This window comes from Kaistia algarum (assembly GCF_026343945.1).
In the GTDB taxonomy this organism is placed as follows: Bacteria; Pseudomonadota; Alphaproteobacteria; order Rhizobiales; family Kaistiaceae; genus Kaistia; species Kaistia algarum.
This window is the reverse complement of the sequence record NZ_JAPKNJ010000003.1, coordinates 394,805-407,675: the sequence shown is the minus strand read 5'-3', so window position 1 is coordinate 407,675 and position 12,871 is coordinate 394,805. Positions and strand designations below refer to the sequence as shown.

Here is a 12,871-nt window from a genome sequence, read left to right as displayed (position 1 = left end):
GACGAGACGGGACGCGCCTGATACGGCGCGCCCCGAGAGATTGCCTTAGTTCTTGCTCATGTAATCGGCCATGTTGGCCGGCGTGACGAGTTCGAAGGGCACGTAGTTCTTCTTCTCGACCTTGCCGCCGGCGGCGAGCTTCATCGCCGCGTCAAGCGAGCCCTGGCCCTGGGCCGCCGCGTTCTGGAAGACGGTCACATCGAGATCGCCCGCCTTCATGGCGGCGAGCGCTTCCTGCGTCGCGTCGATGCCGGCGACCACCACGTCGTTCATGTTCCAGCCGGCCGCCTTCATGGCCTGGATCGCGCCAATCGCCATGTTGTCATTGTTGGCGATGACCGCGGCAGGCTTCAGGCCGGCCGATATCCAGTTGGTCATCAAGTCCTGCGCCTTCACCGGATCCCAAACGGCGGTCTGCTCGTCGAGGATCTTCATGCCGGCGCATTCCGGCGTCGCGATCACGTCGTGGATGTCCTTGGTCCGCTGGACCGCGGCCTGGTTGGCGAGATCGCCGACCATGATCAGGATGTCGCCTTTGCCGCCCAGAATCCGGCAGACTTCCTTGGTTTCGAGCGTGCCCGACTCGACTTCGTCCGAAGCGACGAAGGCGGCCTTGTCACCCAGCGCATCGACGTCGGTCGGCTGGCGGTTGACATAGACAAGCGGGATGCCGGCGTCGGCGGCCAACTTGGTGATGGTCGGCGTCGCCGAAGTATCGACCGCGTTGACGATGATCGCATCGACCTTGGCGGCGATGAAGTTCTGGACCTGGCTGACCTGCTTGCTGACGTCGTCCTCGGCGATCTCGATCGTTACCGGCTGGTTCTTCTCCTTGGCATAATTCTCGATGCCGTTCCGGAGCACCGTCAGGAACGTATCGGAATTGGCCATCGAGACGCCAATCGTGCCGGCAAATGCCGAGGTCGAAAGCAGGGTCGACGCCGCAAGGGCGAAGAGAATGCGCTTCATGTTGATCTCCTCCACTGGTGCCGGACCCACCTTTGTCTTTTGTCCGGTGCCCCTCCCAGGGCCATTTCTTCCGGAACCTTCGGTCCCGTCTTCTCGAAACTACGGCTCCCTCAAGCCGCAGCTGCCCGAAGCTCCTGGTCGACATAGGCAAGGCTCGCGCGGAGCGCTCCCTCTATGTCGTTGATTTCATGAATTTCCTTGGCGAAAGGCTCGAATGAGAAATAGCCTTGGTAGCCGCCGGCCACGAGCGCGCGGATCTGCCCGATATTGTCGATGCGGTCGTCGCCGCCGATGAGGACCCGGTGCGGATCGCGCAGGGCCGAGACCGGCGAAGACCGGTCGGCAACACCCGAGATGTGAACGAGGCCGGTACGCGCCGGGAATATCTCGGCTTCGCCCGCAACCGCGTGATGGAACGTGTCGTGCACAAGGCGAAAACGATTGGAAACGCCGACGTCGTCGATGGCGTCCACGGCCTCGCGCTTCAGCCGCAGCGAACATTCCGGAAAGCCGAGCGGCTCGACGAGTCCCTCGATGCCGGCCGCCTCCAGGATTGGCGCCAGGCCTTCGAGGGCCTCGCGCAGACCGGAAAGACGAGCGGAATCCGCCAATTGCCAGTTCCCGCCATTGACGGGGCAAAGCACCAGGGCCGCGGCGCCGCAGCCGGCGGCATAATCGGCCAGCGCCCTCGCCTCCTCGGCCCGCACCGGCGACCATTCGTTGAAGCGCTGCAGTGCATTGATCGAGCGGACCGAAAGCCCGCGCGAGCGGGCGTCCTCGGCGATCCGCGCCGCGGGCGTGCCGTCGAGGATGGCAACATCCTGGAGGTCATTGCGGATTTCGATGGCATCGATCCCGAGCGCCCCCGCCAGATCGAAAAAAGCGGCATGGCCAAGGCGCGGAGCCACCATGTGATTGAGCGCGAAACGCACCATCCGCATCCTCCCGATCAGCGGCCGGTTCAGGATCTCCGGGATCGGACCGCCCCATGCCGAGGCAAACTCGCTCCGAAGACGTGATAATGGAATGAATTGACCGTTATCACGATTGATGGAATATCTATTTCACATCACCCTCGGGCGTCAAGGGGTTGTGGAGCCGATTGACCGTTCGCGCGAAACCGGGGAAGAGAGAGAATGGCAAGCAACCCGGCCGACCCCGCAGATTCGGCGCCCCCGCGCGATTTCTGGACCCTGCGCAATTTGATGGTGAGCCGTCAGAACGAGCTGCCGAAGCGCCTTGCCCAGGTCGCGCTCTACGCCATGGCCAATCCCGATGACGTCGCCTTCGGCACGGCCGCCTCGATCGCGGAGAAGGCAGAGGTTCAGCCCTCGACGCTGGTCCGCTTCGCCCAGGCCTTCGGCTATCAAGGCTTCTCCGAACTGCAGAACGTGTTCCAGGACCGGCTGCGCGACCGGCCGGCCAGCTATACCGAACGCCTGTCGCATCTGCGCTCGCATGCCGGCGATGGCACGAAGACCGGAGAGCTGTTTTCGGGCTTTTGCGATGCAGTAGAGCGCTCTGTGGGCGCGCTGCGCGAGCGTATCGAGGTACCCCGGATCGAGGCGGCCGTGGCGCTGCTGGCGCGCGCCGAGACGATCTATCTGATCGGCCAGCGCCGCTCTTTTCCGCTTACCACCTATATGAGCTACGCCTTCGGCAAGCTCGGCGTGAAGACCGTGCTGATCGGCTCGGCGCAGGGCACGGACCCCGAGACGCTTGCGTTCGCCGGCCCGAATGATGCCGCCATCGCCATCTCATTCACGCCCTACGCCTCGGCGACGCTCGCCTATGCGCGCCAGATCGGCGACCAGGGCACGCCGCTCGTCGTCATCACCGACAGCCCGTTCAGCCCGCTCATTCCTACATCCGGCGTCTGGTTCGAAGTGGTCGAGGCCGACTATGAAGGCTTCCGTTCGCTCTCCGCCACGCTCGCCCTCGCCATGACGCTGACGGTCGCCGTTGCCGAGGCGCGCCGGACTCTGTGAACCATGCATTCCGTATTGACTGAATTACGGAACTTATGTTTCATCAGCTGCGTTCGTCACCTATTTCACCAATGCGTCGTGATTGGCGAAGCCCCGCAGCTGGACGGACGAGAACAGCGAGAATCCCGCGCATGCCATGCTGGAGGTCACGATGACCGAGATCACCGGAGCAGCGAAACCGCTCGACGTCATCACCATCGGCCGATCCTCCGTCGACCTCTATGGCCAGCAGATCGGATCGCGGCTGGAAGACATCACCTCCTTCGCCAAGTCGGTCGGCGGCTGCCCTTCCAACATCGCCATCGGCACGGCTCGGCTCGGCCTGAAGTCGGGAGTCGTGACCCGGGTCGGCGACGAGCAGATGGGCCGCTTCATCCGCGAGCAGATGATCCGCGAGGGTGTCAGCGTCGTGGGCATAGCCACCGACAAGGAACGCCTCACGGCTCTGGTGCTGCTCGCCGTGGAGGATGAAGGCGTCTCGCCCATGATCTTCTACCGCACCGACTGTGCCGACATGGCGCTGTCGGAAGCGGATATCGACGAAGGCTTTATCGCCTCCGCCGCTTCCATCGTCGTGACCGGGACGCATTTCTCGCGCGAGGCGAGCGACGCCGCGCAGCGCAAGGCAATCCGCATTGCCAAGGCGGCTGGCGGCAAAATCGTGTTCGACATCGACTATCGCCCAAATCTCTGGGGCCTTGCCGGACATGCAAGCGGCTTCGAGCGCTATGTGAAATCGGACCATGTTTCCGACAGGCTGAAGACTGTGCTCGCCGATTGCGACCTGATCGTCGGCACCGAGGAGGAAATCCGCATCGCCTCCGGCGCCGATGATGTGCTGGGCGCGCTGAAGACCATCCGTTCGCTCTCTTCGGCCACCATCGTGCTGAAGCGCGGCGCCATGGGCTGCATCGTCTATGACGGGCCGATCTCGGACGATCTCGAGGCCGGCATTGTCGGCGACGGCTTCCCGATCGAGGTCTATAATGTGCTGGGGGCCGGCGACGCCTTCATGTCCGGCTTCCTGCGCGGTTGGCTAAGGGGCGAGGCCCTGAAGACCTGCGCGACCTGGGCCAATGCCTGCGGCGCCTTCGCCGTCTCGCGCCTGCTCTGCTCGCCGGAATATCCGACCTGGCCCGAACTTTCGCATTTCCTCGACAAGGGCAGCCGGCACCGGGCGCTGCGCAAGGATGCTGACCTTGCCCATCTCCACTGGGCGACGACACGGCGCGAGGGCGCGGACGAACTGCTAGCCTTCGCCATCGACCATCGCTCGCAACTGGAGGCGGTCGCCGACCGGCTCGGCGTCGATCGCCAGCGCATCGACGGGCTCAAGGTGCTAGCGGTCGAGGCAGCCGCGCGCGTCGCGAAGGGCCGATCCGGCTATGGTATGCTGCTGGATTCGACCTATGGCCAGAAGGCGTTCCCGAAGGCGGCACGTGAGGGGTTCTGGATCGGCCGTCCGGTCGAAAAGCCGGGGTCGCGCCCACTCGATTTCGACCATCTGCCCGATCTGGGCAGCCATCTCGTCGAATGGCCGATCGGCCATACCGTCAAGTGCCTCTGCTTCTACCATCCGGACGACCCGCCGGAACTGAAGGAGCGGCAGGAGCGCGAGCTGCTGCGCCTCAACGACGCCGCGCGCACGGTTGGCCGCGAGCTTCTGGTCGAGATCATCGCGGGCAAGCACGGGACGCTCGACGAGACGACCATCCCGCGCGTGCTCACCCGCCTTTATGATCTGGGCATCCGCCCGGATTTGTGGAAGCTGGAGCCGCAGAAGAACGCGGCGGCCTGGCGCGCCATCGAGGCGGTGATCCGCGACCGCGATCCCTGGTGCCGCGGCATCGTGCTGCTCGGGCTGGAAGCGCCGGAGAAGGAACTGGTCGAGGCCTTCCGCGCCGCCGCCGCAACACCGCTGGTCAAGGGCTTCGCCGTCGGCCGAACCATCTTTGCCGAGGCCGCCGAGGGCTGGCTGGCCGGGACGATGAACGACGAAGAAGCCATCGCCGACATGGCGCGGAAGTTCGAGAAGCTGGTCGCGGCGTGGCGGAGCGTGCGGAGGACGGAAGCGGCGTAGCCTCCCTCCCCCTTGAACCTTCCCCCTGAGGGAGGGTTCAAAGGAAGCAAGACGAAACAGAATACGACCGAGGAAACGATCCATGACCACGATCCGCTTGACCATGGCCCAGGCTCTGGCCCGCTTCCTAACGAAGCAGATGACCGAGGTGAATGGCGAGAAGGTCCCCATCTTTGGCGGCGTGTTCGCGATTTTCGGCCATGGCAATGTCGCCGGCTTCGGTGAGGCGCTCTATGGCGTGCGCGAGGAGCTGCCGACGTATCGCGCCCACAACGAGCAGGCCATGGCCCACGCCGCGATCGGCTTCGCCAAGGCGAGCTTCCGTCGCCGCATGATGGCCGTGACCTCGTCGATCGGCCCAGGCGCCACCAATATGGTGACCGCGGCCGCGCTGGCGCATGTGAACCGCCTGCCCGTGCTATTGCTGCCCGGCGACGTCTTCGCCAATCGCCGGCCGGACCCGGTGCTGCAGCAGGCGGAGAATTTCGGCGACGGCACGGGGACCGTGAACGACTGCTTCCGCCCGGTGTCGCGCTATTTCGACCGCATCACGCGGCCCGAGCAGATCATCCCTGCCCTGCACCGCGCCATGGCCGTACTGACCGACCCGGCCGAATGCGGCCCGGTGACGCTGTCGCTCTGCCAGGACGTGCAGGCCGAGGCCTATGACTATCCGGCAAGCTTCTTCGACGAGCGCCTCTGGGTGCCGCGTCGCACCCGCCCGTCCGAGGACGAACTGGCAGCGGCCGTCGCGGCATTGCGGTCTGCGAAGAAGCCGCTGATCGTCGCCGGTGGCGGCGTGCTCTATTCCGGCGCGACCGAGGCGCTGCGGGCCTTTGCCGAGCTCTACGGCATTCCGGTTTCCGAGACGCAGGCCGGCAAGTCGTCCCTGCCCGCCACCCACCCGCTCAACATGGGCTCGATCGGCGTCACCGGTACGTCCGCCTCGAACAGGCTGGCCGAAGAAGCCGACGTGATCCTTGCCATCGGCTCGCGGCTGCAGGACTTCACCACCGGCTCGTGGGCGCTGTTCCAGAACGCGCACCAGACCGTGATCGGCCTCAATGCGCAGGTCTTCGACGCCACCAAGCACCGGGCGCTGCCGCTGGTCGCCGATGCGCTGGCCGGCCTCAAGGACATTTCCGCCGATCTCGGCGGCTGGCGCGCGCCCGAAAGCTGGACGAAATCGGCGAAGGAAGGCCGTGCCACCTGGTTCGTCGATGCCGACAAGGCGACGGCGGCAACCAACGCCGAACTGCCCTCCGACGGCCAGGTGATCGGCGCGGTCAACCGGGTGCTGGGGCCGGAAGCAACTTTGGTCTGCGCCTCCGGCGGCTTGCCGGGCGAATTGCACAAGCTCTGGCAGGCCGGCGCCCCCGGCTCCTACCATCTCGACTATGGCTTTTCGACCATGGGCTACGAGATTGCCGGCGGGCTCGGCGTCAAGATGGCGAAGCCCGACAAGGACGTCGTCGTCATGCTCGGCGACGGCTCCTATCTGATGCTGAATTCCGAGATTGCGACCTCGGTGATGCTGGGGCTGAAGCTCTTCATCGTCGTGCTCGACAACACCGGCTTCGGCTGCATCAACCGGCTGCAGATGGCCACCGGCGGCGCCAACTTCAACAATCTGTTGAAGGATACCCGTCATGAGACTCTGCCCGCTATCGATTTCGCCGCGCATGCCGCGAGCCTCGGCGCGATTTCGAAGAAGGTCGCCTCGATCGCCGAACTCGAAACAGCGCTGGAGGCGGCCAAGGCGAACGACCGCACCACGGTCCTCGTCATCGACACCGACCCGCTGATCACGACGGAAGCCGGCGGCGCCTGGTGGGACGTGGCGGTGCCCGAAGTCAGCGACCGGCCGAGCGTGAACGCGGCGCGCGCGGCGTATGAGACGGCGATCAAGGCGCAGCGGATCGTGAATTAGGGACAGTTGACGGCAGAAGCACCTTCCCTTCACCTCTCCCTGAGGGAGAGGTCGGCGCGCAGCGCCGGGTGAGGGTTTACGGCCTCTCCGGATGGTTCCCTAAACCCTCTCCCGCCGGCCTTCGGCCGTCGACCTCCCCCTCAGGGGGAGGTGAAAGAAACAAACATCGCCTCATCCGAGGCCCCCGGAGGAAACCACCCCATGATCCGCATCGGCGCCAATCCGATCTGCTGGTCCAATGACGACAAGCAGGATATCGGCGGCGACATCCCGCTCGAAGAATGCCTCACCGACGCCCGGGCCATCGGTATCGAGGGCATGGAACTCGGCCACAAATTTCCGCGTGACGCGGCCACGCTCGGCCCGATCCTCGCCCGCTACGGGCTCGATCTCGTCTCGGGCTGGTATTCGACCTTCCTGATCGAGCGCGACGCGGAGAGCGAATACAAGGCCGCCCGCGCCCATATCGAGCTGCTGAAGGCTCTCGGCGCCAAGGTGCTGATCGCGGCGGAATGCACGCGCACCATCCATGGCGACGAGAACGCGCCGCTCTCGACGCGCCCGGTCATGAACGAGGAGGAATGGGCGCGCTTCAATACGGGCCTGACCAAGTTCGCCGACTTCCTCCAGGAGGAGGACGGGCTGACGCTGGTCTATCACCACCATATGGGCACGGTGATCCAGACCGAGGACGAGATCGACCGCATGATGGCCTCGACCGGCCCGGCGGTGCATCTGCTGCTCGACACCGGCCACGCGACCTGGGCCGGCGCCGATCCGGCGGAACTCGCCCGCTCCTATCGCAGCCGCATCGCCCATGTGCACACCAAGGACGTCCGCGCCGATGTCGCGCGCGAGGCGATCGCCAAGGACTGGTCGTTCCTGCAATCGGTGCTGGCCGGCGTCTATACGGTGCCGGGCGACGGCTCGGTCGATTTCGTCTCCGTCTTCAAGGCGCTGCCGAACTATTCCGGCTGGGTGGTGATCGAGGCCGAGCAGGACCCGGTCAAGGCACCGCCGGCCCGCACTGTGCAGCTGGGCTACGGCAACCTCGTCCGCTTCTTCGCCGAGGCGGGCTGGAAGCGATAAGGGGCCTCGCTCTTTCTTCCCCCTCTCCCGCCTGCGGGAGAGGGCTGGGGGTGAGGGCCTTGCTTTCAGGCTGCACGTCACAAGTCAAGAAAGCCCCTCACCCGGCCTCTCCCGCAGGCGGGAGAGGGGAAGAGGAAGCAGGAGACATCGCCATGTCCGATCTCGTCGTCCACCCGTCCGGCCATGAAGGCTGGACCATCGCCATCACGCCGGAGAGCGCCGGCTGGCACTATGTCGGCTTCGACGTCTATGAGTTGGCACCGGGCGAGAGCGCGCATCACGACACGGGGAACCGTGAAATCTGCCTCGTGCTGATCGCCGGCAAGGCGAACATCGTCGCGGGCGGGATCGATTTCGGCACCGTCGGCGAGCGCATGTCACCCTTCGAGGGCAAGCCGGATTCGGTCTATGTCCCCGGTCATTCGAGTTGGAAGGCGACGGCCGAGACCAAGGTGACGCTCGCGGTCTGCTCGGCGCCCTCTCTCGGGGGCGGCCTGCCGGCGCGGCGCATCGGCCCGGACCAGACCTCGCAGGAGGTGCGCGGCAAGGGCTCGAATACCCGCCATGTCACCAACATATTGCCCGAGAACGACCCGGCGGATTCGCTCCTCGTCGTCGAGGTGATCACGCCCGGCGGCAACACGTCGAGCTATCCCCCGCACAAGCACGACCGCGATGCCCTGCCGGAAGAATCGCTGCTGGAAGAGACCTATTACCACCGCCTGAACCCGCCACAGGGCTTCGCCTTTCAGCGCGTCTACACCGACGACCGCTCGCTCGACGAAAGCCTGTTGGTGGAGGACGGCAACGTCACGCTGGTGCCCAGGGGCTACCACCCCTGCGCCACCATCCACGGCTACGACCTCTATTACCTGAACGTCATGGCCGGCCCGAAGCGGACATGGAGGTTCCACAACGCGCCCGAGCATGCGTGGCTGCTGAAGGGGTAGAGCTTCCCTAACTACACGCCGAACAGGCCAAGGCCGCCCGGCACCGGGCGTCCGGCAAGGCCATGATAGTCGGCGAAGCGTGGATGCGGCGTCTGCGCGGGCGAGGCGTGGGTGGCGCTGATCACGACGATGCTGGCGCCCGCATGCTCGCCTGCCTGGATCCCGGCCGGCGCGTCCTCGAACACCAGGCAGTCCGTCGCCTGGAAGCCGAGGCGGCCGGCGGCGATCAGATAGGGATCCGGCGCCGGCTTGCCGCGCGGCACGTCCTCCGATGCGATCATCAGTTCGGGCAATGGCAGCCTGGCCGCCGCGATCCGCGCCAGGGCGAGGTCACGCGGCGCGGAGGTGACGATCGCCCAGCGTTCGCGCGGCAGGGCGGCTAGAAAGTCGCCGACGCCGGGGATCGCCTCGACGCCCTCGACATCCTCGATCTCCGCCTGGGTGATCGCGTCGGCCTCGGCAACGGCATCCATGCCGGGGATGGCCAGCGAGCGGACGGTATCGATCGAGCGCTTGCCGTGCAGCGTCGCCATCAGATGCGGAACATCGACGCCGTGCTTCATCGCCCAGCGCGTCCAGACCCGTTCGGCGGCCAGCAGCGAGGTCAGGATCGTCCCGTCCATATCGAACAGGAAGGCGGAAAAGCTCCGTCCGGGAAAGATCTCGCTTTCGGCCATGCTGGCTCCAGTTCGCAAGGTTCGGGGTTGTTTCGCGGCGCTTCCGCCTCTTCGCATCCGAATGGCGCGCTGTCCACCGCCGCCCGCCTCAGCGGCCGGGCTTGCGCTTGAATTCGGTGTAGCGGCCGAAATCGCTCAGCATCTGACCGAGGCGCATCTGCCAGGGGAAGGCAGCATATTGCAGCCAGCGCCACTTCATCTGCCGCCAGACGCGTCGCAGCTTCGAATATTCCTTCGGCACCGGGATATCGCCATAGAGGACGCGGTCGAGCCGGACGAAGCTCTGGCCATAGCCGTAGAGGAGACGCATCAGATAGGCGAAACGGTAGCGCTTCGGATTGAGATGATGGCGGATGGAGAGCGACGGCACGTAAGCATTGCCGAGACCGACGCGGATGGCCCCGCGCATCATCAGCGAATCGTCGCAGGAAGCGAGGCCCCAGCCGCCGCTGCGGCCAAGGTTGAAGAATTCGGGCTCGGTCTCCGACCACCGGACATAGCGCTCCAGCACGCGCCGATGCACCACCGCGCCCGCGCCCGCCGGCTCCCACTCGCCCCAGCCGTCCTGGTGGAGATTGACGATGATCTCATCGCCATAGTCGCGAATGCCGAGGCCGGAGAGGAACGGCTTCACCCATTCCTGCCTCGGCTCCAGTTCCGCCGGCAGGATCAGCCGGCCGCCGAAGCAGCCGATCTCCGGATGCGCTGCCGCGAAAGCGAACGCGTTCTCGACGTAGTCGGGCGCCAGTTCGTTGTCGTCGTCGACGAACAGGATCCAGTCGTCATCCGTCTCGGCGATCGCCTTCAGCCGCGCCCGGGAAAGGCCCGGCCTTTCCTCGGATACGATCCGCGCCGCGATCCCGGCCTCGCGCAAGGGCGCGAGTCGTTCGTCGCCGAGCGGTGGCGACGACGCATTGTCGACAATCACGACATGGAACGAGCCAGCCGGCGCCGTTTGCCGCGCCAGTGCCCCGATCGTCAGAGCCCAGTTTCTCGGGCTAGGATTGTGCGTGCAGACGCACACGGCAATCATGTTCGCTCGCTCTGTTCGTCAGCGTTAATCGACGGCTCGAGCATGATCTGGCACGAGCCGGCCCCATTCGATCGACGGCGGTCCGGCGACGCGAGCCGCCTTCTACAACGCCGGCGCGGCGCGGTGAAGATGGGTATGCCCGCCATGGCTGCAAGGCGGCGCGGGAAAGCCGGACCGCCCGTGGCGCCCGGCCGGGCTGGAAGCTATCCTACGTCGCACCGTCCAAGGGAGCACCATCAGCTTGGTGAATGACGAAGAATCGACAAGGCCGCAAAGACCGCGCGCGCCCAATCTGCGCGACCCGGAAGGCACGGCCCGCGCCATATTGGAAGCGGCGACCCGCGAATTCGCCGAACATGGCCTCGGCGGCGCGCGCATCGACGCCATCGCCACCCGGGCGGGCATCAACAAGCGCATGCTCTATCACTATTACGGCGACAAGAACGCGCTTTACCTCGCCGTTCTGGAAGCCGCCTATGCGAGGATCCGCGCCGCGGAAGCCGAGCTGAAGCTGGACGCGATGACACCCGAGGCAAGCCTGCTGCGCCTTGCCCATTTCACCTTCGACTATTATCTCGCCAACCCGGAGTTCCTGAGCCTGCTCGCTACCGAGAATCTGCACAAGGCGCGGCATATCAGCGGCTCGGAGAGGCTGCGCTCCATGCACGCGCTCTTCCTCGGCGATCTCGGTCGCGTGCTGGCTCGGGGCGCCGAGACAGGCGTTTTCCGCGGGGGACTCGACGCGCTCGATATCTATGTGACCATCGCGGCGCTCGGCGCCTTCTATCTTTCCAACCGCCACACGCTGACAGCCATATTCGGCCGCGACCTCGGCGAGCCACATCGCGTCGTCGCCTGGAGAAACCATATTGGCGAGGTTGTACTAGCCTTCGCGCGCACTGACGACGCCCGGCCTTTGCCGGTCAGTTCAACAACTGCGCCAAGCCCAACGCTTCGGCAGCGCCGAAATCCAGCATCACCCCCCAAAGGCTGATCATCGGATCAAGCAACAGCGCAAACAACACCGACAACGCCGCAGTCCTGCGTATCGAGCGGAGAAAATGTCTGACGGCATCGCGTCGGCGAGGGCGTTGCAGCGCCAGCCGGAGATCCTCCACTTCGGCCGTCCGATCGGCAAGGTGGGCGGCGATAGCTGTCACTACCGCCGCCAGTTCGATCGGCTCGACCGGCCGGATCGCCACCCCCTCGTCGGCCTCCATGGGAGCGAACCAGTTCACCAGGGCAGCCGGTGCCATATAGGTCGCCTCGATCTCGCGATTTCCCTCGTCATAGCGCGCCATGATGACACGTCGCTCCTCCGCGCCGAGCAATTGGTGCAGCGGCTCGCCGCGCGGCAGATGCGTATCGACCAGATCCCGCAGGCGGTTGGCATGCTGGAAGGCGTGCGGCCCGCTATCCTCGGGGCATGGCAACGTCTGGTTCAGAAGGCGCAGAACCTCGACCTGCCGCGCATCGAGCGACCGATTCCGGTCCTCGCCGAACGTGAAGTCCGTCGCGCCGTCGATGCCGACAATCCTCAGGAAATCCCGGCGGATGTCCTGTCCGTGCAGGCTCGCGACGTCATAGGGGCGGACGATCAGGTTCTCGGCGCCGAACACTGCGGCCCAGAGCGCCAGCATTCGGCGAAAGTCATAGTACCAACCGCCGTCGAGGATCTCCTCGATGGAGAGTGGGGTCTGTCGGCCGCACCGCACGGCGGTCGTATAGGCCGCAATCGCAAGTTCATCCTGGCGACGCAGGTAGCAGACGACGGTAACGTCATGGTCGGCCAAGGCATCGGCGAGGCGTCGCAGCGCGGCAGCGCTCGTGATGCGCGAGGAAAACTGCTCGCAGGACAGAATGACGTCCCGCCCGCCACGATCGATGTCCCGGCGCAGTACATCGAGCACGAATTCGGCTGGCTGATGCTTGCCATCGCTGATGAATTCCGCCCGCTCCGCCATCAGGCAGGCCGCCAGCGGCCCATGGGCGATGCGCTCGAAATAGGGCCGGCTCTCATCAGAAAGATAGGTCAAGTCGTTGCGAGCCAACGCCGCCTCATTGGCGGTCAGGAAGGCTTGCAGAGTCGTGGTCCCGGTTTTCTCGGTCCCGATATGCAGAAATATCCGTGCCACTGGATGCCTGGAATAGGTGT

At 65.4% G+C, this 12,871-nt stretch carries 11 protein-coding genes; 6 read left to right on the top strand and 5 right to left on the bottom strand.

The genetic code is table 11. From position 1 onward, the window contains the following. Positions 1-45 precede the first annotated feature (45 nt). Both OSH05_RS20220 and OSH05_RS20215 read right to left on the bottom strand, forming a co-directional pair. Positions 46-969, bottom strand: coding sequence for a sugar ABC transporter substrate-binding protein (locus tag OSH05_RS20220; protein WP_104217865.1), 924 nt, complete (start codon positions 967-969; stop codon positions 46-48). Between the two features lie 110 nt (positions 970-1,079). After that, complete coding sequence (locus tag OSH05_RS20215) at positions 1,080-1,910, bottom strand: TIM barrel protein (RefSeq protein ID WP_104217866.1); 831 nt, start codon at positions 1,908-1,910, stop codon at positions 1,080-1,082. A 195-nt stretch (positions 1,911-2,105) separates the two neighbouring features. On the opposite strand from OSH05_RS20215, the gene OSH05_RS20210 reads away from it, so the two are divergent. The 5 genes from OSH05_RS20210 (at position 2,106) to iolB (ending at position 9,006) form a co-directional block, all read left to right on the top strand. Continuing rightward, positions 2,106-2,957: a MurR/RpiR family transcriptional regulator gene (locus tag OSH05_RS20210; RefSeq protein ID WP_104217867.1), complete on the top strand. Its 852-nt coding sequence runs from the start codon at positions 2,106-2,108 to the stop codon at positions 2,955-2,957. A 151-nt stretch (positions 2,958-3,108) separates the two neighbouring features. Further along, positions 3,109-5,037 (top strand): bifunctional 5-dehydro-2-deoxygluconokinase/5-dehydro-2-deoxyphosphogluconate aldolase, encoded by a 1,929-nt coding sequence (locus OSH05_RS20205; protein WP_104218207.1) that lies wholly within the window; start codon positions 3,109-3,111, stop codon positions 5,035-5,037. 82 nt (positions 5,038-5,119) lie between these two features. After that, the gene (gene iolD, locus OSH05_RS20200) at positions 5,120-6,967 is read left to right on the top strand and encodes a 3D-(3,5/4)-trihydroxycyclohexane-1,2-dione acylhydrolase (decyclizing) (RefSeq protein WP_104217868.1); all 1,848 of its coding nucleotides are present in this window, start codon (positions 5,120-5,122) and stop codon (positions 6,965-6,967) included. Between the two features lie 201 nt (positions 6,968-7,168). Continuing rightward, positions 7,169-8,056: a myo-inosose-2 dehydratase gene (iolE, locus tag OSH05_RS20195; RefSeq protein ID WP_104217869.1), complete on the top strand. Its 888-nt coding sequence runs from the start codon at positions 7,169-7,171 to the stop codon at positions 8,054-8,056. 152 nt (positions 8,057-8,208) lie between these two features. Then, positions 8,209-9,006, top strand: a complete 798-nt coding sequence (gene iolB, locus OSH05_RS20190) for a 5-deoxy-glucuronate isomerase (RefSeq protein WP_104217870.1) — start codon at positions 8,209-8,211, stop codon at positions 9,004-9,006. An 11-nt stretch (positions 9,007-9,017) separates the two neighbouring features. Here iolB and OSH05_RS20185 read toward each other — a convergent pair whose 3' ends face one another. Next, positions 9,018-9,683, bottom strand: a complete 666-nt coding sequence (locus OSH05_RS20185) for an HAD-IA family hydrolase (protein WP_207778708.1) — start codon at positions 9,681-9,683, stop codon at positions 9,018-9,020. Between the two features lie 88 nt (positions 9,684-9,771). Continuing rightward, positions 9,772-10,716 carry a glycosyltransferase gene (locus OSH05_RS20180; protein WP_104217871.1) on the bottom strand — a complete coding sequence of 315 codons (945 nt, stop codon included), beginning with the start codon at positions 10,714-10,716 and terminating at the stop codon, positions 9,772-9,774. Positions 10,717-10,957: 241 nt separating this feature from the next. Here OSH05_RS20180 and OSH05_RS20175 point away from each other — a divergent pair, with 241 nt between their 5' ends. Continuing rightward, positions 10,958-11,710: a TetR/AcrR family transcriptional regulator gene (locus OSH05_RS20175; protein ID WP_266352865.1), complete on the top strand. Its 753-nt coding sequence runs from the start codon at positions 10,958-10,960 to the stop codon at positions 11,708-11,710. Here the strand turns inward: OSH05_RS20175 and OSH05_RS20170 are convergent. Next, complete coding sequence (locus tag OSH05_RS20170) at positions 11,640-12,851, bottom strand: hypothetical protein (RefSeq protein ID WP_104217873.1); 1,212 nt, start codon at positions 12,849-12,851, stop codon at positions 11,640-11,642. The genes OSH05_RS20175 and OSH05_RS20170 overlap by 71 nt on opposite strands. Positions 12,852-12,871: the final 20 nt, after the last annotated feature.

Excerpts from the sequence above, each read along its gene's own strand:
- OSH05_RS20185 (WP_207778708.1), bottom strand. The coding sequence starts at position 9,683 with ATGGCCGAAAGCGAGATCTTTCCCGGACGGAGCTTTTCCGCCTTCCTG.
- iolD (WP_104217868.1), top strand. The coding sequence starts at position 5,120 with ATGACCACGATCCGCTTGACCATGGCCCAGGCTCTGGCCCGCTTCCTA.
- OSH05_RS20220 (WP_104217865.1), bottom strand. The coding sequence starts at position 969 with ATGAAGCGCATTCTCTTCGCCCTTGCGGCGTCGACCCTGCTTTCGACC.
- OSH05_RS20205 (WP_104218207.1), top strand. The coding sequence starts at position 3,109 with ATGACCGAGATCACCGGAGCAGCGAAACCGCTCGACGTCATCACCATC.
- OSH05_RS20215 (WP_104217866.1), bottom strand. The coding sequence starts at position 1,910 with ATGCGGATGGTGCGTTTCGCGCTCAATCACATGGTGGCTCCGCGCCTT.
- iolE (WP_104217869.1), top strand. The coding sequence starts at position 7,169 with ATGATCCGCATCGGCGCCAATCCGATCTGCTGGTCCAATGACGACAAG.
- iolB (WP_104217870.1), top strand. The coding sequence starts at position 8,209 with ATGTCCGATCTCGTCGTCCACCCGTCCGGCCATGAAGGCTGGACCATC.
- OSH05_RS20180 (WP_104217871.1), bottom strand. The coding sequence starts at position 10,716 with ATGATTGCCGTGTGCGTCTGCACGCACAATCCTAGCCCGAGAAACTGG.
- OSH05_RS20210 (WP_104217867.1), top strand. The coding sequence starts at position 2,106 with ATGGCAAGCAACCCGGCCGACCCCGCAGATTCGGCGCCCCCGCGCGAT.